Origin of the sequence: Lacipirellula sp., from assembly GCF_965279485.1 — a bacterium.
Taxonomy (GTDB): Bacteria; Planctomycetota; Planctomycetia; order Pirellulales; family Lacipirellulaceae; genus Lacipirellula.
The window spans coordinates 5122501-5146317 of the sequence record NZ_CBDIIC010000002.1 but is presented as its reverse complement, the minus strand read 5'-3'; the positions used below and the strand labels follow the sequence as shown (position 1 = coordinate 5146317).

Annotated in this window: 19 protein-coding genes (1 of these 19 only partly in view); 9 read left to right on the top strand and 10 right to left on the bottom strand. The window is 63.0% G+C overall.

All coding sequences use genetic code 11. From position 1 onward, the window contains the following. Positions 1 to 23: 23 nt before the first annotated feature. A complete protein-coding gene (locus ACQY7R_RS28145; RefSeq protein ID WP_428308847.1) occupies positions 24 to 1046 on the bottom strand; it encodes a DUF3500 domain-containing protein in 1023 nt (340 codons plus the stop codon). A 176-nt stretch (positions 1047 to 1222) separates the two neighbouring features. On the opposite strand from ACQY7R_RS28145, the gene ACQY7R_RS28140 reads away from it, so the two are divergent. Further along, positions 1223 to 2227 carry a serine/threonine protein kinase gene (locus ACQY7R_RS28140; RefSeq protein WP_428308846.1) on the top strand — a complete coding sequence of 335 codons (1005 nt, stop codon included), beginning with the start codon at positions 1223 to 1225 and terminating at the stop codon, positions 2225 to 2227. Positions 2228 to 2440: 213 nt separating this feature from the next. On the opposite strand, the gene mutM is transcribed toward ACQY7R_RS28140, so the two are convergent. Next, a complete protein-coding gene (gene mutM / locus ACQY7R_RS28135) occupies positions 2441 to 3280 on the bottom strand; it encodes a DNA-formamidopyrimidine glycosylase (RefSeq protein WP_428308845.1) in 840 nt (279 codons plus the stop codon). Positions 3281 to 3625: 345 nt separating this feature from the next. Next, positions 3626 to 4936 carry a DUF1559 domain-containing protein gene (locus tag ACQY7R_RS28130; protein ID WP_428308844.1) on the bottom strand — a complete coding sequence of 437 codons (1311 nt, stop codon included), beginning with the start codon at positions 4934 to 4936 and terminating at the stop codon, positions 3626 to 3628. Positions 4937 to 5492: 556 nt separating this feature from the next. Between ACQY7R_RS28130 and ACQY7R_RS28125 the strand changes: the two genes are divergently transcribed. The 8 genes from ACQY7R_RS28125 to ACQY7R_RS28090 all read left to right on the top strand — a co-directional run bounded on the left by ACQY7R_RS28125 (position 5493) and on the right by ACQY7R_RS28090 (position 17752). After that, positions 5493 to 9119, top strand: a complete 3627-nt coding sequence (locus tag ACQY7R_RS28125) for a PD-(D/E)XK nuclease family protein (protein WP_428308843.1) — start codon at positions 5493 to 5495, stop codon at positions 9117 to 9119. Beyond that, complete coding sequence (locus tag ACQY7R_RS28120) at positions 9116 to 12760, top strand: UvrD-helicase domain-containing protein (RefSeq protein ID WP_428308842.1); 3645 nt, start codon at positions 9116 to 9118, stop codon at positions 12758 to 12760. The genes ACQY7R_RS28125 and ACQY7R_RS28120 overlap by 4 nt, the downstream gene beginning before the upstream one ends. Positions 12761 to 13083: 323 nt before the next feature. Then, positions 13084 to 14340, top strand: coding sequence for a CCA tRNA nucleotidyltransferase (locus ACQY7R_RS28115; RefSeq protein ID WP_428308841.1), 1257 nt, complete (start codon positions 13084 to 13086; stop codon positions 14338 to 14340). Between the two features lie 86 nt (positions 14341 to 14426). Next, positions 14427 to 14936 (top strand): hypothetical protein, encoded by a 510-nt coding sequence (locus ACQY7R_RS28110; RefSeq protein WP_428308840.1) that lies wholly within the window; start codon positions 14427 to 14429, stop codon positions 14934 to 14936. 39 nt (positions 14937 to 14975) lie between these two features. After that, a complete protein-coding gene (locus tag ACQY7R_RS28105) occupies positions 14976 to 15146 on the top strand; it encodes a hypothetical protein (RefSeq protein ID WP_172991918.1) in 171 nt (56 codons plus the stop codon). A gap of 12 nt (positions 15147 to 15158) precedes the next feature. Continuing rightward, positions 15159 to 15731 carry a peptide chain release factor family protein gene (locus tag ACQY7R_RS28100; protein WP_428308839.1) on the top strand — a complete coding sequence of 191 codons (573 nt, stop codon included), beginning with the start codon at positions 15159 to 15161 and terminating at the stop codon, positions 15729 to 15731. A 375-nt stretch (positions 15732 to 16106) separates the two neighbouring features. Then, on the top strand, positions 16107 to 16829 hold the full coding sequence (locus tag ACQY7R_RS28095) for an HAD family hydrolase (protein ID WP_428308838.1): 723 nt from the start codon (positions 16107 to 16109) through the stop codon (positions 16827 to 16829). 143 nt (positions 16830 to 16972) lie between these two features. Further along, the gene (locus ACQY7R_RS28090; RefSeq protein WP_428308837.1) at positions 16973 to 17752 is read left to right on the top strand and encodes an MOSC domain-containing protein; all 780 of its coding nucleotides are present in this window, start codon (positions 16973 to 16975) and stop codon (positions 17750 to 17752) included. Here the strand turns inward: ACQY7R_RS28090 and ACQY7R_RS28085 are convergent. The 7 genes from ACQY7R_RS28085 to ACQY7R_RS28055 form a co-directional block, all read right to left on the bottom strand. Continuing rightward, entirely contained in the window at positions 17742 to 18365 is a 624-nt protein-coding gene (locus ACQY7R_RS28085; protein ID WP_428308836.1) for a LutC/YkgG family protein, read from the bottom strand. The genes ACQY7R_RS28090 and ACQY7R_RS28085 overlap by 11 nt on opposite strands. Next, positions 18362 to 19747 carry a lactate utilization protein B gene (locus ACQY7R_RS28080; protein WP_428308835.1) on the bottom strand — a complete coding sequence of 462 codons (1386 nt, stop codon included), beginning with the start codon at positions 19745 to 19747 and terminating at the stop codon, positions 18362 to 18364. The genes ACQY7R_RS28085 and ACQY7R_RS28080 overlap by 4 nt, the downstream gene beginning before the upstream one ends. 126 nt (positions 19748 to 19873) lie before the next feature. Then, on the bottom strand, positions 19874 to 20632 hold the full coding sequence (locus ACQY7R_RS28075; protein WP_428308834.1) for a (Fe-S)-binding protein: 759 nt from the start codon (positions 20630 to 20632) through the stop codon (positions 19874 to 19876). Positions 20633 to 20687: 55 nt separating this feature from the next. Beyond that, positions 20688 to 20822 carry a hypothetical protein gene (locus tag ACQY7R_RS28070; protein ID WP_428308833.1) on the bottom strand — a complete coding sequence of 45 codons (135 nt, stop codon included), beginning with the start codon at positions 20820 to 20822 and terminating at the stop codon, positions 20688 to 20690. 142 nt (positions 20823 to 20964) lie between these two features. Beyond that, complete coding sequence (locus ACQY7R_RS28065) at positions 20965 to 21531, bottom strand: hypothetical protein (RefSeq protein WP_428308832.1); 567 nt, start codon at positions 21529 to 21531, stop codon at positions 20965 to 20967. Positions 21532 to 21543: 12 nt separating this feature from the next. Further along, positions 21544 to 23100, bottom strand: coding sequence for an OprO/OprP family phosphate-selective porin (locus tag ACQY7R_RS28060; protein ID WP_428308831.1), 1557 nt, complete (start codon positions 23098 to 23100; stop codon positions 21544 to 21546). Between the two features lie 336 nt (positions 23101 to 23436). Continuing rightward, positions 23437 to 23817: the final stretch of a zinc-dependent alcohol dehydrogenase family protein gene (locus tag ACQY7R_RS28055; RefSeq protein WP_428308830.1), read on the bottom strand. Its footprint extends 699 nt past the window's final position; the window shows 381 of its 1080 coding nt (coding positions 700–1080); the start codon falls outside the window, past its right edge; its stop codon occupies positions 23437 to 23439.

The window sequence follows — 23817 nt, the reverse complement described above, 5'->3', positions numbered from 1 at the left end:
AAAAGGCCCCCGCCCCCCTCCCGCTAAGCGTTCAGCTCCACTGACGGGTTGTCGGCAATGTTCACCCAAGTGTGCACGTGCGGCGCCCCCCGGAAGTGCCAGACGAACGACGGTCCCTCAAGCCGCCAGTTATCCCACACCTTGTCGTTGCCGATATCCTCTGGCTGGTAAAAGGCGAGGCTGCACGCGTCGAGGCCTCCTTGGGCCGTGAGGCACGCGAGCGCTTCGTCGCGGTCGCGCTGGCGGAACGGCTCGATCAGCTTGCGAAGCACTTCCTGCACGCGAGCTTTCTGGTCGGCTGAAAACTCCGTCACCGGGATGCCGTCGAACTGTCCTTTGGCGCCACGGAACGCGACTTGCGATTCGCCCGGCAGGTGCTTCACGAGCGCAATTTGTTGCTGCTTGCCGTCGAGCGCCTGATACAGCGAGTTGGCCTCGAGAGCTTGCGACCAGAAGACGCTCCCTTCGTGATTCGCGTCGTCTTCTTGCGTGCCAGTCGGATCGTGGCCGTAGAAAATCGGTCCCCCGAAGGCGACATGCTCGGCCGAATTGACGTCGCAGCGAAGCGTCATGTGACGGCCCGTGAGGACAAGCTCGCTCGGTCCCTCGCCCGGCGTGCCGAAGATCGCGATGCTGTTGTTGGCGCCGAAGCCGCCGGCGTCGTCGTCTTGCTGTTGGTCGTAACGCTCGTGCCATTCGGGAGCGATGATGCCGCGGTAGATGGCGTGGACGAGTTCCTGCTGATCGGGCGTGTAGAACTTGCTGTCGACCACCTCGTCGGTGATGTTCCAGTTCGCCGAGACCCGGGTCCGCAGCAGCCCCCACTCAGGATGTTGGTGATCCCAGGCGAAGCAAATTCGTTCGCGCTGGCCGGGCGTGAGCGAGTCGAACAGCAGCTTCACCAGCGACTCTGGGAGCGGAGGGCTAGCTGGCGGCGTTTCCGCGGCAAGCGTGAGCGGCGACAAATACGCGGCCCCGCCGAGAGCGAGGGCCGAGTGTCCGGCCTTCTGGAAGAATTCACGCCGATCGAGAGGAGAGCGAGTCATCACGCGGCTCCGGGGCATGGGGAGGAGATGCGATTATTAGAACCGATAGGACCGGTGGCATAAAGCCTCCGGCTCGCTGGGGATTGGGGGAGTTGCGAGGGCTTGCTTGCTGGCCTTAAGGGGGCGGTTCACTACACTTAGGGTACGCCGACACCAAAAAACGCGAGCCCGCCGCCATGTCCAACTTTCGTCCCCAGAAGCCTGCCGATGCATCGAAGCAGGATGCGTATCCTCACATCTACGTGAAGGATACCGACACCGACCTACCGAGCTTCCAGACGACTGGATTTGGCCGCTACAGCGATTTCCATCCGCTCGCGGTCGGTGGGTCAGCCCAGCTGCGGACGTGCCGCGATAAAACCCTCGGCCGCACCGTGGTGATGAAGACGCTCCATCCCCACTTGGCGAACAACGCCTACATGCAGTCGCGATTTCTGCGCGAGGCCCGCGTTACCGCGCAGTTGCAGCATCCCGTGACGGTGCCGGTGTACGACCTGGGACGCGATCTGGAGGATCGCCTCTATTTCACGATGAAGAAGGTCGAAGGCGAGACGGTTCGCGGCATCATCGAACGGCAGGCAAATGGCGACGCCCAAGCGCTCGAGCACTTCGGCCTGGAGCGGATGCTCGGCGTGTTAATCCAAGTTTGCAATGGTTTGTCGTATGCCCACGCCCACGGCGTGGTCCATCGCGACGTGAAGCCAGAAAATATTCTCGTCGGTTCGTTCGGCGAGGCGGTGCTCCTTGACTGGGGCGTTGCCAAAGTTTGGAACGACGAGGAGAGCGAAAGCGACTCGCGGATGATGGAGCATCAGATTCTCACTGACGTCAACCAGCGTCCGGGCACGCCGCTCTACATGTCGCCGGAGCAAGTCCGCGGCGGCAGCGACGAGATCGATGCACGAACCGACGTCTACAGCGCAGGCGCCGTGTTGTACGAGATCCTCACGCTCACCGAGCCGTTGCGCGGGAAGCAGATTCAGGAGACGTTCGAGAAAATCGCCAACGAGATGCCCGCGCCGCCGCGCGAGCGGGCGCCGCAGCGGCAGATTCCCGCGGCGCTGGCCGACATCGCGATGACGGCGATGGCCAAACGGCCCGAAGATCGCTTCGAGACGATGGAAGCGATGATCGAAGCGATCCGCAACTTCCGCGGCCGGGCTCTCGTCTCGGCGTCGTAGCCGCCGGTCAACGACCGGCCGGAGCGAATACCGCTACTGCTAACCACAAAGGCACGATGGCCGCGACGACGCACGAAGGAATTTTAAGTTTTGGAAGCGTTGAGCGACGCCGTTTTTTTTTCTTCGTGCCCCTTAGTACTCGTCGTGCCTTCGTGGTTAGAAATTGAATGAGCGACTTTTCAATCACCACTCCGGCGGGTCGTTGACCCGCGGCTACTTTTGGCACTTCGGGCAGTAGAAGGTGGAGCGTTGGGCTTGGACGATACGTTCAATCGTCACGCTCACGCAGCGGGGGCAGGGATTGCCGGCCTTCGCGTAAACGCGATGTTCGTTCTGGTAGCCGCCTGACTGACTTAGTGCATTGCGATAGGTGCCGTCGCTAAGGGTCGAGCCTTCGTAGCGGATCGCCGTTTCGAGCACCTCCAGCGCGGCCGCGGCGATGGCTTCCCACTGCTTCGGTTTAAGCGAGCGGCAGGTCCGCTCGGGACCGACGCCAGCGAGGTGGAGGATCTCCGATGCGTAGAGGTTGCCGATGCCGGCGACTGCTTTCTGGTCCAGTAGGCCAACTTTGACCGCCCGCTGCGAATTGCCGAGCCGTTCGCGATAGAGTTCGGCCGTCATCAACAATGCGTCGGGACCAAGAGTATCGAGGCCGTAAGCGGCTTCGTACTCTGCGGGGTGCAGCAGGCGGATGAGGCCCAGGCCGCGACGATCCCAGTAGGTGAGTTGCTTGGCGCCGCCCCGCTTGCCGCGCAGATGGAAGCGAACGCGGTTGTAGATCGGATCGGGCGGCTCGTCGAGCAACAACAACCCCGTCATCCGCGGTTCGAAAATGATCGCGTCGCCGCGGTCGAGCCAGAGGACGACTCGCTTGCCCGCACGGCCGGTCCGCTCGATGCGGGCGCCTTCGACGCGGCGGCGGAAGAGGGCCAGACCGGGCGTCACGCTGATTGGCTTCCGCGGGCAGGGAAGAAGTTCGAACCGCTCAATGGTCGCCCCGACGATCGGCTCGACGCCGCGACGCATCGTTTCAACTTCAGGAAGCTCAGGCATTGATCAGTAGCCGCGGGTCAACGACCCGCCGGAGCGAGTACAAAAAAGATTAACCGCCAACGACGCGAAGGAAATAGGCAGAACGTGAAACCGCCGATGAACGCAAATCAATGCCAATGAGAATTGATTGGCGGCGGTAACCCGGGTTAAGCATTCCCTGATTCACATTGTTCCTTCGTGCGTCTTCGTGACCATCGTGACTTTGTGGTGAGTTTTTCGAAAGGCGCTTCGGCCGGTCGTCGACCGGCGGCTGCGTTCATGTTGGAGACGCGCATAAAAAACGCCGCGGAGAGGAACGAACCTCTCCGCGGCGATCGTTAACTGCTCACCGACTGAAAATAGTTATCAGTTGGTGGTCGGGATCACTTCGCCGCCGCCGCGAGTCACCTGCCACAGGTAGACGTTGCGGTCGACGTTGGCGTTGATCGCCGTACCGTGACCGTCGCCGAAGCCGTGGAGAACGATGTCGCCCGAGTGGGCGCTCGACGGGCCGAAGACGCGCGGAATACCAGCGAGATGCTGGTACGGCTTCTGATAGAAGTAAGCCGTCTTCGTGGTGCCGTTCGGAGTTTCCGAAGCGCTACCAGCGGCATCGGTGGCGTTGTCGCCGCCGGCACGCTTCACATTCTGGCCGATGTTCAGCGAAGTGCCAGTGCCGCTGGTCGTGTCCGCGCCGAACCGCAAGTAAAGCGGTTGCCCGGCCGTGATCGTCGCGTTGCCAGCTGAATTCCACTTGTTGACCTTCGTTGGCCCGCCCGGATCGGTCGCGACAACATACGAAGCCAATCCGCTCGCCCAGCTCGTGATGTTTTCTTCACGACTCTCGGCGAACATGATCGTATTCGACGTTCCGTCGCGCGACAGACCAGCGTGCGTGGCACCGCGGATCTTCGTGTAGGGGTTCAAGTCTTGAGCATTCACCCGATTCCAGAACGGCAGAGCGCCGTTGCCGCCGAGTTGCTTGCTGGCCGACGCGGTCCGGCTGTCATAGACCGAGCCGGTGACAACACCGGCGTCGACGGCGGTACCCGCGCCGTCGGCGTTGTAATGGGTCGAAACGACCGCGACGTAATTGCCAACAGCCGCTTTGTTAGTGGCGAAACCATTCGGATACAACTGCTTGGCGGTATCTGCGCCAGGGAAGCTTGGGCACTTGAATGCTTCGATCGGTTGCTCGACGGCGTACTTCAATGTCGTCGCAGTCGGATTGATCACAATCGGCGGATTGAACGGACCAGCCATCAGCTTGTTGGCGACGCCCGTGCCGTCACCCGCGATGCCCGCATCGCGAATGCGGTTGAACAACGGTTGTTGTTCCATGTACGGCAGAATCTGCACCAGCCAGCTCCAACCATCGCCATCGTTCGTGGCGCCGGTGGTGCGGTTATTCGCCGTGCTAATCATCGCGGTCACCGCCGTCTGCCCCGAGCCGAGGTACGGCGCCGTCGACGCGAGCGGGAAGAACTGCCGCGCGCTTTCGTGATTGTTCAAACCGAGACAAATCTGCTTGATGTTGTTCAAGCACGAATTGCGGCGAGCCGCTTCGCGCGCGGCCTGAACGGCCGGCAGCAGCAGGGCGACGAGCACGCCGATGATCGCAATGACCACCAGCAGCTCGACGAGGGTAAAGCCTCGTACCTTTCTCTTTCTTTCCATCGCAGTACCTCCTTCAAGGGAAAAATGGAAATAAAAAAAAGAAAACAGATCGACGGGGGGATAATGGATTCCCGTCGATTAAAAAACAGTCGAGGATCGCCCGCGACGCGCCGGGGGCGAAGAGGAGTTGGATGTCTCTGAAGCCGATGAGCCGGACCGGTTTTAAGCGGGCCGATGGCTGAGAAAACGTCGCATGCCTCTTCACGCGCCGAGCACTCGCGATCGCTAACGTCGGAAAAGACGGTCGCAACGCTACTGCCCTAGCTGGAGCTTCCTGTACCGTAACAGTTTAGGCGAGTTTGGCCTGTGCTGTCAAATATCTGGCGGGGCGTCCTGCCTTGAATTTTGCTGCGTCCCTGCCGGGAAAACCCGCAATTGAAGAACGTGTGAAGGTCGACTGGGGCGGCCTTCCGTCATCCCTCAGGTCCGAGGGTTCAGCGGGCAGGGTTCGGGGTTCAGCAGGAAAACGGGAAGGGGCCTTCACCGAAACCTGAACCCCGACGTCTGAACCCTGCCACTCTTCTCGTCTCATCGGCCGCCGGTGTACGATTCTCCCATGGAAATGGATGCCAGACTGGTCGTCGCAATTGGGTTGAGTGGGGAGCCGCAGCGGGCGGTCTTGCTGCGCAAGTACCGGGAACTATTGCGGTTAGGGGGACTTGGCGAGCGGCGGCGGACGCTCTGGATCGCCCCCAGCCAGGCCGTCGCCCGGGCGGTTCGAGAGGAACTGGCCCTGGGGGGCGCGGGGGCAATTCTGGACCCCGGGGTGACCACTTTCGCTGGGTTCGCCGTCGGCGTGGTCCGCGACGGGGCTCGGCCGTTGCGGCCGATCTCGACCCTCCAGCGGCGTCGGTTGGTGCGACAGGTGATCGCCCAGGCTCAGGCTGAGGGGGCCCTCAAATACTTCGCCCCGGTCGGCGGTTCGTCGGGGCTGGTCAATCTGGTCGACGAGACGATCGTCCGGCTGCGGCGGCGGGATGTGCCGGCCAAGGATTTCGCTCGTCGGCAAAAGCGGGGGACGCCCCGGCAACGGGAACTCGCCGGGCTGTACGCCGCCTACGAGCAGTGGCTCGACGACCAACGGCTGGTCGACGCCGAGGGGATGTTCCGGGCGGCCCGCGACCGGATGCTGGCCGAGCCGGCCGTGGCGACCGGCATTGAACTGGCGGTCGTTGACGGGTTCACCGAGTTCACGGCGACGCAGTTGATGATGCTGCAGTTGCTGTCGCAACGGGCGACGCGGGTGGTGGTGACGCTGCCGGGCGAGGTAGGGGAGGGAGAGCGGCGGGATCTGTTCGCGCGAACGATCGCCACGCGGCAGCAACTTGTTGAGGAGTTAGGTGCCGCTCCGCTTCTCGACAACGAACAGTTAGCAACACACCTCGCCGCTGCGGCCCCCGCTGCTTACAGCCTTCCTCCTTCCTCCTTCATCCTTCAGCCTTCTCCTGATTGGCCCGCCCTCGATCACCTCCGCCGCAACCTGTTCCGCAGTTACCGCCAGCTCGAACCGCCGTCGGACGAGGCGCTCGCCACGCTCAGCCGGTTCCACATCATCGCCGCGAGCAGCGTGCGAGCCGAGATTGAAGAGATTGCCCGCCGCGTGAAGTTGCTGCTCGTCGAGGGGGCGGCGCCAAGCGACGTGATGGTGGCATTTCGCTCGACCTACGAGGTGGCCGATCGCGTGCGGCAGGCCTTTGATGATTTTGGCATTCCGTATTACCTCGATGCGTCCCGCAAGCTCAACGCGACGCCGCTCGTGCGAAGCTTGCTGAATGTGCTGCGGCTCGTGCCAGAGGATTGGGCCTATCGGCGGCTATTGCATGTGGTGGGGGATCGGTCGATTGGCTGGTGGGATGGCGTGAAAGGGGAGAGTGGAAAGGGGAAAGGGGAGGGGGCTGGTGGATCGGTGCGCGGGGGCGTGGAGTGGTTGGTGCGGCAGGCGCAGTTGCCGACGGGGCGCGACGCGCTGCTCGATTTGGTGGGCGAAGCGCCCGCTGCTCAGGCGGCTGCCGCCATCGCGGACGTCGCGCCGGTGAATGCGAGTGTCGTGCCGGCAAAGGAGAGCAAACGGAAGCCTGCGGCGAGTTCAAAAGCGGACGATCACTTGCCGCTTTTCGACGATGATCCATTTGGCGACGAATCTTCAAGCAGCCCTTCAAGCGGCGCCATTCTGGACGACGATCCCTTCGGCGATGACCTACCCGTGAAAGCTGCGCCGCAAACCTCGCGGCTGCTGCAGGAACTCGCGTTGCGTGGATTCGACAGCCCCGCCGCGGCCGAGCGGTTGCATGGGTTTGCAGCGGCGCTCAGCGATTTGCCCGGGCGGGCGACGATCGGTCGCTGGACCGAGGTGATCGAGGCGTTCATCCGTCGGCTCGGGTTGTTCGACGTTGAAGATGGGGCGGAACGCAACCCGCGGCGTGAGTGGGCGATCCTCCTCGAAGGCCTGCAGTCGGCGGCGCATGTCGATGCGTGGGCCGGCGACGAGCCGACGAAGCTCAGTCTCGATGAGTTGATCGACCTCATCGCGACGACCGCCATCGAGTTGCCGGCGCCCGAGCCGCGCGAAGCGACCGGTTGCGTGCAGGTGCTCGGCGCCGAGAGCCTCCGCTTCCTCCGGCCGCGGCATCTGTTCCTCGGCGGGCTAAGCGAGCAAGCGTTCCCGGCTGGTCGCCAGAGCAATGCCGCCGACGAGGAAGCGACCGATGGCGCCGCCGCTGCTGAGCTGTCGGCGGCCGCAAGCGACGAGATGCTGCTCTTCTTCCAGACGGTTACCGCGCCAACGCAGACGCTGACGCTCAGCTTTCCCGCGCTCGACGCCAAGGCGCAACCGCTGCCGCCGAGCCCGTTTCTCATGGAACTGCGGCGAGCGTTCGGCGAGCACGATATTAGGACAACGACGCAATCGCTCAGTTATGAACATCAACATGGCGATGCACCGCTGTCGCGCAGCGATGTTCGCCGCCACGCCGTGCTGAACGCTCACGATTCCGCGAGGCACGATGCGAAGTTACTCGCGGCGCTGGTTCGGTCGCCGCAGCATGCCAGCGTCGGCGGTTCGATTCTCGAAGGGATCAACGCAGTTGCCGGCCGCGGCGATCGCAAGATCTTTGGCGAGTTCGAAGGAATCTTCCTCTCGAACGACGCCCGCGCGCGGCTCGCGGCCTATTACGGCCCCGAGTACATCTGGAGCCCTAGCCGACTTGAGACGTACGCCGCTTGCCCGTTCCGCTTCTTTGGCGAGCATCTGCTGAAGCTCGAAGCGTTGCCGGAACTCGCGCTGGAGAACGACCTCGCCCGCCGCGGCAGCTTGCTGCACGAGACGCTCGCGCGGCTCTACGCCGTGATCAATGAACTCGCGGACAAAGGCTCCGCGCCGTCGCCTGAAGAGGTGGCCGACAACTTTCAGGTAATGCTCGATCGCGTCGTCGGCGAGCGGCCGCGGCGGGGGCTTGATCGAGCGCTCGTTGAAATCGAACGCCGTCAAATCGCCGCGTGGGCCGAGCAATTCGCCCGGCAGCATGGCGACTACGCGGTCGCTTGGCCGCAGGTCGATAGCCCTTTGAAGGCGACCTACTTCGAAGCCCGCTTCGGGCCGAAGAACAAACGGAGCGAATCGACCGACGACGCGACGCTTTCGACCGACAAGCCGTTTGAGCTAAAGATCAAGGAGGAGCAGATTCGCTTCACCGGGCAGATCGACCGCATCGACGTCGGCCGTGTCGGCGGCGTTACTGTCTTCAACGTCATCGATTATAAGACTTCGGCGAAGCAACGCGTGGATGAAGCGAAGATGCGGGCCGGCACGCAATTGCAGCTGCCGCTCTACGCGATGGCGGTGGCGGAGTTGCTGCTGGCCGACCAGGAAGCCGTCGGGTTGTCGGCAGGTTACTGGAGCGTCCGCGGCAAGGGATTCGGCGCCGGCTCGCGCTCGGGCGGTCCGCTCACTCTCGCCGAAGTGGAGAAAGGCGTGCTGCGTGAAGCGGCGCATTGGCCGGAATTAAAAGGAGCGCTCTTGCAACGCATCGGCGAAATTGTCGACGGCATCCGCCACGGGTGGTTCCCCGTGTTCAACGAAGATAAAGACTGCGGCACGTTTTGCCCGTTCAGCACCGGCTGCCGGATCGCACATGTGCGGAGCCTCGAAAAGCGGTGGATTCCGCCGGTGGAGGTCGACGCATGAGCAAGTCGACGGCCCCCGTTTCGAAACTGACCGACCAGCAGCGTGCGGCGCTCGACGCCCGCGACCGCTCCGTTTCGCTTTCCGCCGGGGCCGGCTGCGGCAAGACGTTCGTGCTGACGGAGCGTTTCCTCTCGCACGTCGACCCGACGCAAGTCGAGCGGGCGGAACTGGGCGAAATCGTGGCCATCACCTTCACCGACGCCGCCGCTCGCGAGATGCGCGAGCGAATTCGCCGCCGCTGCTTCCAGCGGTTGCAAGCCGCCAGCGACGAAGCGGAGTCGGCCGCTTGGCAACGCCTGATGCGGTCGATGGACAGTGCCCGCATTAGCACAATTCACTCGTTTTGCACGCAACTGCTGCGAGCGCACGCGGTGGAGGCGGGGCTCGATCCGCAGTTCGAAGTGCTCGACGCTGCGACGGCGGAGTTGATTAAGCTCGAGACGGTCGACGATCGGCTGCGGGCGTTGTTGCTCGAACGAAATGAAAGCGTGCTCGATCTCGCGGCGAAGCGCGGGCTCGATCGCGTTCGCACCGAGGTGGCCGGATTGGCGGGGCCGCTGGCGATGCCGGCGATCGAGCGGTGGCGGAACTCCACCGTCGACGACGTCGTCGCGCGTTGGCAGCAGTACTTGGCTGAAGAGGCGGCGCCGTCGGCGATTCCCGATCTGCTGTCGAGCGAAGAGGCCCATCGGCTGCGATTGATTGCGAACCCGACGCTTGCGGAGAGCGACAAGCTGTATCAGCACCTCGACGATCTCAGTCGTGCGTTGCAACTGGTAGCGCCGACGGATGACGCGGCAGGCGACGCCGCGACAACGACGCGAACGCCGTCGGTTCTTGAAGCAAACCTCATGCTCGACAACCTGCGCGACATGGCGATGGTGAAGGGGAAGTGCACCGTCAAAGATTGGCGTGACGCCGAAGATTTCGAGGAGTACAAGAAGGCCTGCGAAGTCTTCCGCAAACGAGTCGATAAAAGCCTGCTGAAGAAACAGTTTGACGAAACGGCGGCCCGCGAAGCGGCGGCGCAGGGGCTTTCGCTGCTGCGACTCGTCGGCGACGTTACCGAAACGCTCGAACGCTCGAAGTCGCGGCGGAATCAGCTGGAGTTCGACGACTTGTTGGCTCGCGCTCACCGCTTGCTCACGTCGCCGGCGAACGCGGCGATTCGCGAGGAACTCGCCGGCAGCACGCAACTGCTGATGGTCGACGAGTTCCAGGACACCAACCCGCTGCAGGTTGAGATCATCGAAGCCTTTTGCGGCGACGATTGGCGCGACCGCGGGCTATTCGCGGTCGGCGATTTCAAGCAGTCGATTTACCGCTTCAACGGCGCCGAGCCGCAAGTGTCGCTCAACCTCCGCAACGAGTTGCCGCCGCCGGGTCGGCTGTCGCTGACGACGAACTTCCGCAGCCAGCCGGCCGTTACCGATTTTGTGAACGCGGTGTTCCATGGCGCCTTTGAGCAGTACGAACCGCTCGTGCCGAATCGCCCGCAGGCGACGCCGGTGCCGGCGGTCGAGTTCCTCTGGACGCCAGGCGAGAACAGCCGAGGCGATGAAGAAGGCGTCGCTATCGATCCCGCAGCACCAACGCCAGCACAGAAGCAGAAGAAGGGGCGACGTGCCGGTGCAGCACGCGACGCCCGCGCAGAAGAAGCTGACTGGATCGCCCGGCGGTTGGTGCAACTCCTCAACTCCAGCGAGCCGGCGGTCGTCGACATGGTCGACGGCAAGGCGACGCCGCGTCCACTGAAACCGGGCGACGTGGCGATCTTGCTCCGTACGCTCAGCGACGCCCAGGTCTACGAAGAAGCGCTGCGGGCTCACAACCTTAGCTACTACCTCGCCGGCGGCCACGCGTTTTACTCGCAGCAAGAAATCTACGACGTGCTCAACTTGTTCCGCGCGGTCTCCAGCGAAGTCGACGAGATCGCGCTGGCCGGGGCGCTGCGGAGTCCGCTGTTTTCGCTGACGGACGAAACGCTCTACTGGCTCGTCGAGCGGCACAAATCGCTCAACGGCGCCCTCGCCGCGGCTGACCGTTTGCCGGCGGAACTTGAAGCGGGCGAGGCGGTGAAAGTCCGCCGAGCGGCGGCGACGATCAACGAACTGCGGCTTGAGAAAGATCGCCTGCTCGTCGCCGACTTGTTCGCGCTTGCCATGGAGCGAACCGGCTACGACGCCGTGCTGCTCACCGAGTTCCTCGGCCCGCGCAAGGCGGCGAACATCGAAAAGTTGATCGAGCAAGCACGAACGCTCGATCGAAGTTCGCCCGGCGATCTGCCCGGCTTCATCACGCAGCTGTCGGAGTTCGTCTCCCGCGCGCCAAAGGAGGCCCTCGCGGCAACGCAGTCTGAGGGGGGTGACGTCATCCGCATCATGACGATTCACTACTCGAAGGGGCTTGAGTTCCCGCTCGTGGTGCTTCCCGATCTCGACCGCCAGCGCAACGCCGGCACCACGACGCCGGTGCTCGATGCGTCGCTCGGCCCGCTCGTGCCGCTCCCGTCCGACGAGCGCGAGGGGCTGATCGGCATGGATCTCTACCGCTACGCCGAGGGAGTGGAAGACCTCGCCGAGCGGCGGCGGCTGCTGTACGTCGCGTGCACGCGGGCGGCCGACTACTTGCTCATCAGCAGTAATATCGACGACCCGGAGAACCCCAAACGCGATTTGCTGCAGTTGATCGATCAGCAAGTAAGTCTTGTCGACGGTTCGCTACGGCAACCGCTGCCGCCGGGGTACGCGGCGCCGCAGATTCGCGTGACGGACGAACTGCCCGAGGTGGCCGAGGCGAAGGCGTCGCAGTCGCGCGGTTCGAACCTCGACAAGTTGGTGGCCAGCGTCCGCCAACTGGCGGCGAAGAGCAGCGGCGCGCTGCCGCGCGGTAGCGAACCGATTCCCGCCGACGCGCGTGCGAGGCGAAGGTTTTCGTTCTCGCAGCTGACCGGGGCGTTAGCGGTTGCCCGCGAGTCCGACCTCGCGGTGGTGGACGAGGAGCAGGGCTTGGCGGCGAGTTCGCTCGGTTTGGAAAAGGGCGACCGCGAAGGGAAGCTGCTCGGCACGGTCGCGCACGCGGCGCTGGAGCGGATTGATTTCCGCCAACCAGAAGAGGCTCGCAAGTTCTGCCAGTCGATCGCCGCGCTCATGCCCGATGCGGTTCCCGAGAAAACGGTGGAGCGGGCGGCCGATTTGGTCGAGCGGTTCCTGCAATCGCCACGGGCGGCGGAGTTGGCGGCGGCGAAGATTGTTCGCCGCGAAGTCGAATTCCTCCTGCCATGGCCGCCGACAGGCGAGGTAGGAAAGCCGCCGGCAGGCGAAGGGACCGCCGGGCGTTACTTCCACGGCTACATCGATTGCCTCTACCAGGGCGCCGACGGCCGGTGGCGGTTGCTCGACTTCAAAACGAACCGCACGTCGGCTGGGAATTTGGACGCCGTCGCGAACCAATACGAGGCGCAACTGCTCGTTTATACCCTGGCGATCGAGCAAGCCCTCGGCGAGCCGCTGGCGGAAGTGGCGCTGGTGATGCTGGACTCGGAGGTCGAGCGGAAGTTCAATTGGGATCAGCGGGCGCGAGCGTCGCATGTGAAGCAGATCAATCAAGCGATCGCGGGGTTGCTCGCGTTGCCGAAGTAAAAACTTCGCGTGGCCAACAGGACATGCGGCCTGTAGGGCCGCGCTGCGATAGCCCAGGGCGCAGCCCTGGGTGAGGATGAACAATCGTGAATCGAAGCCCTGAAAGGGCGCGCTGGCGCGCCCTTTCAGGGCTTCGGCGAGCATCATGCGATGGATTCCCAGGGCTGCGCCCTGGGCTATCATGGCGCGGCCTTTCAGGCCTGACCGAGCTATCATCTAAACGGTATCGGCGGTGTGGTGCTGCTGGATAGAGTGACTCGGTGGTAACCTGGAGTCTCGCGATGCAGAGCGTCGGAGCGTGGGAACGAGATGGTTGAGGTTCTGTGGAAACGCCAGTCAGTCAACGTGATTTCGCGCTCGACGTCGTCCGTCGCTTGCGCGATGCGGGATACGATGCGCTGTGGGCCGGCGGATGCGTTCGCGATCAGTTGCTCGGCATTCCTCCGAAAGACTACGACGTCGCGACGAGTGCCCGGCCGGAACAAGTTCGCGAGTTGTTCGGCCAGCGGCGGACCCTCGCGATCGGGGCGTCGTTCGGCGTCATTTCCGTGCTGGCCCGCAAGCCGCTCGATCCAATCGAGGTGGCGACTTTTCGCACCGATGGCACGTACCTCGATGGCCGGCGGCCCGAGTCGGTGGCGTTCAGTGACGCGCGGCACGACGCCCAGCGCCGCGATTTCACGGTGAACGGACTCTTCTTCGATCCGATCGCCGAAGAGGTCGTCGATTACGTCGGCGGCGTCGCCGATTTGGAGGCTCGCGTGTTGCGAGCGATTGGCGATCCGCAGCAACGTTTTGCCGAAGACAAGCTCCGTCTGTTGCGGGCGGTTCGCTTTGCGGCGACGTACAGCCTCGCGCTCGATCCGGCGACGCTCGCCGCCGTGCAATCGATGGCGGCGCAAGTCTCGCAAGTGAGTGGCGAGCGGATCGGCGCCGAATTACGGCGGATCGTCACGCACGCGTCGCGGGCACTTGGCGCTAGGCTACTTGCTCAGGCTGAGCTAATGTCGCCGATCCTTCCCGAACTCGCGCCACATGCCGCCGCCAACGATGCGCTATGGCAAGCGGCGCTCATCCGACTCGACAAATTACCCTACGCCACGGTCGCTTCGGGCCTAGCGGCGCTCTTCTACGGGATGATTGACGTGGCGCCAATGCGGGACGTTGGCCGACGACTAAAACTCTCGAATAAAGAATTGGAGCGGACCGCGTGGTTGCTCGCGCAGTTGTCCGTCGTGACGGAGGCGGCTTCGCTCCCCTGGCCGCGGCTGCAGCGGCTGCTGGTTCACGAGGGGGCGCCCGAGCTGATGGAACTCCTCGTAGCGAGCCTGCCGGCCGACGATGCGAGCCTGGTGCGCTGCCGTGCCGAACTCGCCCGCTCGCCGGAATCACTCAATCCGCCGCAACTCGTCACGGGCGACGACTTGCTGCGCAACGGCATCCGCGGCGGACGGCACTTCTCGCCGCTGCTGGAATACTTGCGAGATCGGCAACTCGACGGCAAGCTCGCGTCCGTCGAGGAGTCGCTCGCGGCCGCCCGGAAATGGCTCGCTGAGCAACCTGCCGCCGACCAGCGGTAGACGAATCGGGGGCGGCGGCTTACGATCGAACCCCAGCGGCGCCAGCGTCGGCGCCAGTGGTTCATCAGCCCGCCGGAGCAGCGTCCATGTCACTCTTTTCCGCCGATATCGACGCCCTGTCGCTACTCGCCCAAGCCGCGGCGGCCGGCCCGCAAATCGACGGCCCCTTCGCCGTGCGACTGCTGAGCCGCGTGCTGCACATTGGCTTCGCGATCATCATCGGCGGCGGGTTGTTTTACTTGCGAACCGTGTTGGCGCCGGCTGGTTCCGATGCCTGTTTTGCGGGCCGGCGAACCGTCTGGGCCCGCTGGGTCGGCGTCGCGACGCTGTTTCTCATTGGCAGCGGTCTGTTCAATTACATCACGTTCGTCCGCGAGGCGAAGGCGGCGGGCGCCCCGTTGCCCTCGCCGTACCACATGCTATTCGGCGCCAAGTTCTTGTTGGCCCTATTCGTCTTCTTCGTCGCGGCGATCCTAGCGGGCCGAACGGCGGCCGCGGACAAGTTTCGCGCCCGGATGGGAACCTGGCTCAACCTCGCCTGGTTTGCCGTGCTGGCGATTATCATCATCGGCGCCTTGATGCGAACCTACCACTAATCGGCCGACGCCGCTCCACTCAACTCACGAGATCTCCTCATGGATAAGAAGGCAAAGAAGCGGATCGAAGTCATTCGTCAAAAGCTTGGGACGCTGCAGCAGCAACTCGCCGGCGCCAAACAACAGCCCGATGATCCGCAAGAACCGGCCCGCCTGCAAGCAGAGATCGACAAGCTGCAAGCAGAGATGACGAAGCTCAAAGCGAGCTGAGTCGCATCTTTCATGCTCCATCCCGCCGCCCTGCCGATCGACGAACTCCTAACCGAGTGCCAAGTCACACGCACCCGCGGCTCCGGCCCCGGCGGCCAGCATCGCAACAAAACCGAAACGGCGATCGTCATCACTCACACGCCGACTGGCATCCGCGGCGAAGCGTCGGAACGCCGCAGCCAAGCGGAGAATCTCGCTCAGGCCAAACACCGCCTCCGCGTCGAACTCGCCCTCGCCGTGCGGACCGGGAAAGGGGTCGGGGGCCTTTTGCCGCAACAGACGCTACCTGAAGAGCCAAGTCCCCAGCGGCAAAAGGCCCCCGACCCCCTCAACGTTCCGTCCGAGTTGTGGCAAACCCGCGCTAAAGGCCAACGCATCACCGTCAGCACATCACACGACGACTTCCCTGCCCTGCTCGCAGAAGCGCTCGACGCCCTGGCCGCCGCCGACTGGGCCGCCCCTGCCACGGCCGAACAACTCGGCGTCTCGACCTCGCAGCTCATTAAGTTCCTCAAGCAGGAACCGCGTGCCCTCGCGCTGCTCAACCGCATCCAAACCGAACGCGGCCTGCGCCCCTACCGCTAGCGCTGGCCGAAACTGCGGATTGCTTTCGGCCGCTCAATCGGTAGGTTGGAATTGCAGCCCGACATCGTAAATCCCTAGCCCCGGGCTCCGCCCGGGGGTCGGTCTCCATTCCGAGGGGTGTTGTCGTATGAGTAGTTCACGCCACTCCCGGGCGGAGCCCGGGGCTAGAAAAGCAGTCACAACTAGTAAGCCGTTCGTACGAACGGCCACCGCTAGGTGTCGCCTCAAATGCGACACCAAGCACACGACATTCGCAGTAAACCTCGACCGCAAAACCACTTACAACAATTCCTTAGTGTCGCCTAAAATCGCGTTCTCGCTTCAAAACAACGCGACATCACACCGACAAGCCACTTCACTCCAGGCCAACCGCCCGTGTACGCAATCCTGTTCGACATCGACGGAACCCTCGTCTCCACTGGCGGCGCCGGTCAGTTGGCGTTCGCCGAAACGTTCGCGGCCGAGTTCGGCGTCGACGAACTGAGCGGTAAGGTTCCCTTCGCGGGTCGCAGCGACCGAGCGATCGCCAGCGACCTAATGCGACTCCACGGCGTCGATCCCCACGACGAAAATTGGCGCCGCTTTCGGGCAGGCTACCTCGAACGCTTGCCGTCGGCTCTCCAACGAAAATCAGGCCGCGTCCTCCCCGGCGTCGTCGCCTTACTCGAAGAACTCGCCGCCGCCGGCCACCCGCTCGTCGGCCTGCTGACCGGCAACATCCGCGAAGGCGCCGATCACAAGCTCCAACATTATGGACTCGCCGAGCATTTTTCGTTCGGCGGTTTCGGCGACGCCTCGCCCGATCGCAACGGCATCGCCGCGGCGGCGCTTGCCGAAGCGCAGCGCGTCGCAAACGCCGAGTGGCAGGAATCGCGCGGCCTCGAAGTTTGCGAGCTTTCCGGCGCGATGGTCATCGGCGACACGGTGCACGACGTCACTTGCGCACGATCAATCGGCGCGTTCGCCGTGGCGGTACCGACCGGCGGCGCGACGCGTGAAGAACTAGCAGCAGCGAAACCAGACTTGTTGCTCAACGACCTCTCCGACGCACGCCCCCTGCTCGCAGAGATCGAACGCGCGCTGCGTGATCCGAAGTAGCCGCGGGTCAACGACCCGCCGGAGCGAACCACCAAAAGACATCCCGAATGGATTTTTATCGTCATCCCATCAGCAATCATAAATCCTTCATCACAAATTCTTCCGTCACCGCTCCGGCGGGTCGTTGACCCGCGGCTACCGACATGCCACGTCTCTCGCGCATCACGATCTACCCGATCAAGTCGCTCGACGGCTACGAAGCCGACGCGGCTGAGTTGATGCCGACCGGCCCGATTGTCGGCGATCGGCGGTGGGCAATCGTCGATCCGATGCGACAATTCGTCAACGGCAAGCGGACCCCGGCGATTCATCCGATTCGCGCCGCGTTTGAGCAGAACGGAGCAATCGTCACGCTCCATCACCCCAATTTGGAATCGCTCAGCTGCGAACTCCCCAACGACGTCGATCGCGCCGGCGAATGGCTCAGCGAAGCGATCGGCCGCAAGTGCCTGCTGATCGAGAACCAAGCGATCGGTTTTCCCGACGACGCCGACGCCTCGGGGCCGACGCTGGTGAGCGTCAGCTCGCTCGAGCGCGTCGCCGCGTGGTTTGGCCTCGAACTCGACGAAGTCCGCCGTCGCTTCCGCGCGAATCTTGAAATCGACGCCGCCGAGCCCTTCTGGGAAGATCGTCTCGTCGCGACCGACACGGGACCGACGCAATTCACGCTCGGCGACGTGCTATTTCGTGGCCGCACGCCCTGCCAACGGTGCGCCGTCCCCTCCCGCGATTCGCTCACGGGAGAAATCACCTCAGGATTCGCCAAGGCGTTTTCCGCTCACCGCCAAGCCGAACTCCCCGCCTGGGCTCCAGTGGATGCTTTTAACCATTTTTATCGACTGACGCTCAACACGTCGCTCGCCCCGACGCATGCCGGCGCAATGGCGATTCGCCTCGGCGACGAACTTCGCGTCACGGTTTGAGCAAGAACACGTGGAGCGAGCGCGCCCCGTGGGCGCCGATGACCAGCGCCTGCTCGATGTCGGCCGTTTTCGACGGCCCCGACATGAACGTCCCCCACGTCGCCGCGGCAAACGGACCCGCAGGGCCGGCCGTGCGGTGCAGCCACTCGTACGCTTCGTGCATGTTGTTGACGATGCGATCGTGCGGCACGACGAGCACCACATGCTGCGACAGAAAGTACGCGACGCGCTGCCCCACCTGAGCATTCGTCACCCACACCGCGGCGTTCTCCGCAACCGCGAGTTCGCCGGGGAGAACTGCGAGATCGACCCCCGCGAGTTGATGCGGATCGTCGACTGCCGCGAGATCTACGTTTCCTCCCGCCGCAGCGGGCACGACGGAACAAATCTCCTTGGCCCCGATCGACTCGATGACGCGTTCGACTTCTTCGCGGAGTTGCACCTCGCCGACGACAATCCGCCCTGCCCCGCCGACGCCGCGCAGCGTTTCGAAGAATTGGGCATACGGGTCTGCATAGCGAACCCAGTCGCCATCGAGCGATGGCCGCAGCGCATCGGCCGGCAACGAGCGGCGGATGTCGCGCAAGATCTGATCGCGTGCGGCGCTGCTCATTGCGGCTTCCCTCTGCGCCCGCGACGAGCATGCCACTGCCGGAAACTCTCTGCCGGCGGCGTCGGCAACTCGCGCTGCCTGCCCCACGGATTAAAGCGGTTGTACACCAGCCATCGCGGCGCCCAACGCAGCGCCGTTCTTCCGGCACTCCCGGCTAACGCGTACAACCTCGGGCTGCTCAATAGCTTGCCGGCAACTACCATCAATCGCCGCTTCGATGGTTCGAGCAGCCCCAACTCCGCGATTCGTTGCCGCCAAGTGAGCAGTTGGTTTGGCAGGTCGATCTTCACTGGGCAAACGTCGCCGCACGAACCGCACAGCGTGCAGGCGAATGGAAGCGTGTGGTACTTGGCCGGGTCGCGCGACGGATTGACGATCGACCCGATCGGCCCCGCCACCGACGCCGCGTAACTATGCCCGCCGCTGCGGCGATAAACCGGGCACGTGTTGAGGCACGCCCCGCAACGAATGCAGCGCAGTGAGTTGCGAAAATCATCGCTCGCGAGTAGCTTCGTCCGCCCATTATCGACGAGCACGATGTGTAACTCACAGCCTGGTCGCGGGCCATGGTAGTGCGTGCTGTAGGCGGTGATCGGCTGCCCCGTCGCCGAACGCGCGAGCAATCGCAAGAATACGCCCAGATCATCCAACCGCGGCACAAGCTTCTCGATCCCCATTGAGGCGATGTGAAGCTTCGGCAACGACGTGCCGAGATCGGAGTTCCCTTCGTTCGTGCAGACGACGAAGCCCCCCGTCTCGGCGATGCCGAAGTTGACGCCGGTCAGCCCCGCCTCGGCCTGCAGAAACTTCTCCCGCAAGCGATGCCGCGCCGCCTCGGTGAGGTACGTCGGATCGGTCGCGCCTTCGTCGGTGCCGAGCTCGCGGTGAAACAGCTCGCCGACTTCTTCCTTCTTGATATGAATCGCCGGCAGCACGATGTGGCTGGGGTGCTCGCGCCGCAGCTGGACGATCCACTCGCCGAGGTCGGTATCGGTAACCTCGATCCCCTGCTGTTCGAGGTATGGGTTGAGGCCGCACTCTTCGGTCAGCATCGACTTGCTCTTCACCATGCGGCGGACGCCCCGTTCGCGCAGCAAGCCGTGGACGATCGCGTTGTGCTCCGCCGCATCGCGGGCCCAGTGAACAACGGCGCCAAGCCGCGTAGCGTTCCGTTCGAACTCTTCGAGGTAATCGCCGAGATGCGAGATCGTGTGCTGTTTGATTGCCGCCGCCCGCTCGCGGAGGACTTCCCACTCGGGCAGCGTTTGCGAGGCCCTATCCCGCTTGGCCCGAATGAACCAGAGGGCCTGATCGTGCCAATGGGCATGCGCGTCGTCGGCGACGAACTCCGCAGCGGCAGTGGGATGATCGAAGGTTTTCATCGTCGCCAAAAAATTTCACGATACCGCATCAATGAAAGCCACCGGCTTCGCCGGTGGACGCAGCAAACAGGACGACAAGCTGGCACTTCGTCCACCGGCGGAGCCGGTGGCTTTTATGGGGACCTTCTACGCACCGCCAATCCCCATCCCCTCGACCAACACCTCCGCCACATGCAGCACCCGCAACGGCCGACGTTCACGCCGAATCAGCCCGTCGAGATGCATCAGACAAGACATGTCGCCAGCGGTGAGAACCTCGGCGCCGGCGCGTTGGTGATCGGCAATCCGATCTCGCCCCATCATACACGAGACCGCTTCCTCGTAGACGGCGAACGAACCGCCGAAGCCGCAACATTCATCCGCGCGATCGGGCTGCGTGTATTCAATCCCGTCGAGTTTGGACAGCAGCCGCTCAACTTTGTTGAACGGCGTGACGTTCAGCTCGCTTGATTTTCCCAGTCGCAAATCTCGCAAGCCGTGGCAACTCTGATGCATGCCGACGCGATGGGGAAACCGGCCAGCGGGTGGCTCGATTTGCAAGACATCGGTGAGGAACTCGCAAAGCTCAAACGTCTTCGCCTGCACCTCGGCGAGCACGGCTTCGTCGGCGACGAGTCCGTGGTAGTGATGACGCACCATCGACACGCAGCTACCACTCGGCGCCACGATGTAATCGTAGGGGCGGAATGTGGCGACAAATCGCTCGGCTGCGGGCTTCGCGTCGGCCGTGCAGCCGGAGTTCGCCATCGGCTGGCCGCAGCAGATTTGGCTAGTGGGGAACTCGACTTGGCCGGGACAAAAATGCTCCAGCAGCCGCAGCGTGGCGATGCCGACGCGAGGGTAGAACTGATCGATGTAGCAGGGAATGAAGAGCCCGACTCGCATCGGCACACTATAGGTGAGCGGTCAGCGCAAAGCGAGATGCGACCGCAGCCCCACGCTACCCCTTTTTCTTCTTCTCAACCTTCGTCGGCTTGCAGATCTTTTTCTTACTATCCGACGTGGCGCCGCACGACTTGCATTTGAACTTGCCGGGGTGGTCCCACTCTTTCGGTTTGTCTTCGAGGCAACCCACGGCGGAACTCGGCGACAGCAGGGACTGGCGTAGCGGAGGCGAGGCAGCAATTGACGGGCAGACCGGCGTCCGGTCGCCTCTGGTCAATTATACACTCCACATTTCGCCCCGGCGGATGCCGCCCATTGCTGAACGCCGCGGCCTATTTTACGGCCGTCGACGATTCTTCCTGGCCAGGGTCTTCCTCGGCGTGGGCAAGCAAAATCTTCGCGTCGGTCTGCGGAATCGGCGGCATGGCCATGCCCGGCGCGACGGAGGCGGACTTGGCCTTCGATTCGCACTTCTTGCACAGGTCCTCGACGACCCATTTGTAGCTTGGGACTTTTTTCGTATCGATCCGCTGCATCAGCTTTTTCTTGGTGTGGATCGTTGCACACGAGCTCGGAATCCAATCGCGCCACACGAACCGATGCGGCGTCGGCTGGGGATCGCCCTCTTTCGCTTTCTTGCTGCATTCGTCGCAAACCATATCGCACTGCTTGCAGCACGGTTTGCTCGGTCCGGGGACGCAAAAATCTTCGCACTTCACGCCCCAACAGATGACGTCGACTTTCTTCTCTTCGCAAACGAGTCGGCAAACTTTCTGGCAGGAATCGTGGCAGCCGCACAACGCGCAGCAGATTTCCCCCGCAACGGCGGCCGTACCGCTCGTTCCGCCCGCAATCGCCAGCGTGAATAACATGGCGAGCAGCGTTTTTCGAGTTGTCATGCTGCACCCCTCTTAAAAATTAAAATCGAACCGCATGCCAATGATGTCGGCAGTCTGCGGGCCGTACGGCGTGGTTCCGTAGCGGGTGATTGGATGAATCCAGTCGAACATCGTGCGGACGCGATCGGACCAGTACCAATTGAAACCGATCGTGAAGTCGTTGTACTGCCCGCTATCGAGTTGGGTGAGCGTGAGGTTCGACCAACGAGCCTTGAATTCCCAAGCGCCTGGCCCACACCCGCCGGGCGTGAGAAAGAAGTTCGAGTAAGGAACATTGCGGCCGAATTGGGCGCCATGCTGGCCGTAGCGTTCGTAAATGCGATTTTCGCCCGTGAGAAAATAGCTGCAGTAGACGTAGGCGCCGGAAATCGTCGCCACTTCGTCGTTGATGCGATCGACGTTTGAGAGGTACATTTCGCTCTGCACGGAGAACGGCCCCCATACGGTGGCGAGTTCGATGTTGCCCGTTGTGTAAGACTTCGCGGGAAATAGCCCGCTGTCGATGAAGAACGGCCCTTCGTGAATTTGCGGTCGGGCGCGGAATCTGGCTTGTTCGTCTTGGTCGTGCGTATAGAGCACGCCGGCGCCGGTGTGAATGAGGTAGCGGCCGTTCGAAGGTTCGTCGTAATACGGCAAATACGTGAGCCGGCCGCTGACGCGCTGCCCCTGATTGCCGTCGATTCGCTCCTTCGTCGCTTCGCTGAGGCTGTCGATGAAGACGCCCGTCGTCCACGTGAAATCTTTGGCGTCGTCAACGCCGTAAATCGCCATGCCGACTTCACGATCAGCGGTAAAAATGCCCTGCGTCGGGATCGAACGCTCGAGAAAAATGTTGTTCGTGTCGTTCGTGACTTGCTCTAAACCGAACGGCACGAAGAAATTACCAATCCGCCACCGATCGATGACGGGAACTTCATTCATCGTGAGATAGGCGTCTTTGATGACGGTAACCGGCGTGGTGACGTTGTCCTCGCCCTCGGGCTCGATGTCGATTTGCAGGCGAAAGTCGTAAACGCCATAGCCGACGCCGTCGGCCAGCAGCCGCAAGCGGCGGAATTCAACGTAGTTGTAGGCTGGAACGGGCGGATTCTCGACGTCGGCCCAGTTGATGCTGTCGAGTTGCATGTGGCCGCCGAGTTTGACGGCCCACTTATCGCCGGAGAGATCTCGCCAATCGCCGACGCCGTCGTTGACGTCAAATTCCTTCTTGAGTTCCGCGTTGACGTCGGGCTTTTTGGGACCGCCGCCTTTTTCTAGCGCATTGAGCCGCTTCAAGATGCCTTCGATTTGCGGCTCAAGCGGCGGAGTCGGCATGTTATAGGGTTGCGTCGAAAACTCTTGTTCCATGACGCTAACCGGGGGCAACGGCTGCGGGGCCTCGTCGTCGTCATCGTCGCCTTCGCCAAGCTGCGCGACGTGAATCGTCGATGGCGCCTGCTCGGGAGCGACCGGCGAGTCCTCCGCCAAGGCACTTCCCCCGCAAAGCACCGCGATGATCGCCAGCGCGTCGGCGAAAAATCGCCGTGCAGCTTGCGAAAAGGTCAGCGGAGCTTGGAGTTGGATCACCATCGAACTGAGTCCGCTGAGAACCGCCGAAAAGAATCGATGCCCACGAACCTCTGGTGTTCCAGCCGGCGTCGTGATGAGAAGAAGAAAGGAACGCGCCGGCAGCGTCTCGACGGCCGGAGTAATCCCTACTATCGGAAAAGTCTGCCCATTCCCCGCATCACATTCCACGGGTGAACAGAATTTGGCCAGCGACTGAAGTATTGAGTGCTGTCGCTGCTAGCGGAGCCGTGCACAAGTTACGGCACATGGAATCGCCTTTTTGAGCAAAGCGACGAAAAGAGACGCTCGCTGGAGACGCTAGATTATGTGCTCCGCAAGAAACGACACGGGCGACTGCTACTCGAAGCGGTCGATGACGGTAATTCCTGGTTCGCCGAAGCTGCCCATTGCCACCAGCGCGGCGGGGGCTTCTACCAGAGAAATTTTTCTTCTCACCATCGAGGCTACGGGCAGCTTCCCCGCCAGGATGAGGTCGAGCAGCGGCGAGTAGTCGGCGGCGGCGAGGCCGTGGCTGCCGTAAATTTCGAGTTCTCGGCCAATCACGAGCTCCATTGGCAGCCGCGGCCGGAATTCGCTGCCGGCGAGGAGGCCGACTTGCACGTGCCGGCCGCGCTTGCGGAGCGATTTGATGGAATTTGCGGCGGTGGCGGCGCTGCCGAGGGCGTCGAGCGAGAGTTGGACGCCGCCGTCGCTGAGTTCTTGGATGGCGGCAACAGG

What these genes read in the sequence shown, in the direction of transcription:
- ACQY7R_RS28145 (WP_428308847.1), bottom strand. Translation starts at nt 1,046, where the DNA reads ATGACTCGCTCTCCTCTCGATCGGCGTGAATTCTTCCAGAAGGCCGGA.
- ACQY7R_RS28140 (WP_428308846.1), top strand. Translation starts at nt 1,223, where the DNA reads ATGTCCAACTTTCGTCCCCAGAAGCCTGCCGATGCATCGAAGCAGGAT.
- mutM (WP_428308845.1), bottom strand. Translation starts at nt 3,280, where the DNA reads ATGCCTGAGCTTCCTGAAGTTGAAACGATGCGTCGCGGCGTCGAGCCG.
- ACQY7R_RS28130 (WP_428308844.1), bottom strand. Translation starts at nt 4,936, where the DNA reads ATGGAAAGAAAGAGAAAGGTACGAGGCTTTACCCTCGTCGAGCTGCTG.
- ACQY7R_RS28125 (WP_428308843.1), top strand. Translation starts at nt 5,493, where the DNA reads ATGGAAATGGATGCCAGACTGGTCGTCGCAATTGGGTTGAGTGGGGAG.
- ACQY7R_RS28120 (WP_428308842.1), top strand. Translation starts at nt 9,116, where the DNA reads ATGAGCAAGTCGACGGCCCCCGTTTCGAAACTGACCGACCAGCAGCGT.
- ACQY7R_RS28110 (WP_428308840.1), top strand. Translation starts at nt 14,427, where the DNA reads ATGTCACTCTTTTCCGCCGATATCGACGCCCTGTCGCTACTCGCCCAA.
- ACQY7R_RS28105 (WP_172991918.1), top strand. Translation starts at nt 14,976, where the DNA reads ATGGATAAGAAGGCAAAGAAGCGGATCGAAGTCATTCGTCAAAAGCTT.
- ACQY7R_RS28100 (WP_428308839.1), top strand. Translation starts at nt 15,159, where the DNA reads ATGCTCCATCCCGCCGCCCTGCCGATCGACGAACTCCTAACCGAGTGC.
- ACQY7R_RS28090 (WP_428308837.1), top strand. Translation starts at nt 16,973, where the DNA reads ATGCCACGTCTCTCGCGCATCACGATCTACCCGATCAAGTCGCTCGAC.
- ACQY7R_RS28085 (WP_428308836.1), bottom strand. Translation starts at nt 18,365, where the DNA reads ATGAGCAGCGCCGCACGCGATCAGATCTTGCGCGACATCCGCCGCTCG.
- ACQY7R_RS28080 (WP_428308835.1), bottom strand. Translation starts at nt 19,747, where the DNA reads ATGAAAACCTTCGATCATCCCACTGCCGCTGCGGAGTTCGTCGCCGAC.
- ACQY7R_RS28075 (WP_428308834.1), bottom strand. Translation starts at nt 20,632, where the DNA reads ATGCGAGTCGGGCTCTTCATTCCCTGCTACATCGATCAGTTCTACCCT.
- ACQY7R_RS28065 (WP_428308832.1), bottom strand. Translation starts at nt 21,531, where the DNA reads ATGACAACTCGAAAAACGCTGCTCGCCATGTTATTCACGCTGGCGATT.
- ACQY7R_RS28060 (WP_428308831.1), bottom strand. Translation starts at nt 23,100, where the DNA reads ATGGTGATCCAACTCCAAGCTCCGCTGACCTTTTCGCAAGCTGCACGG.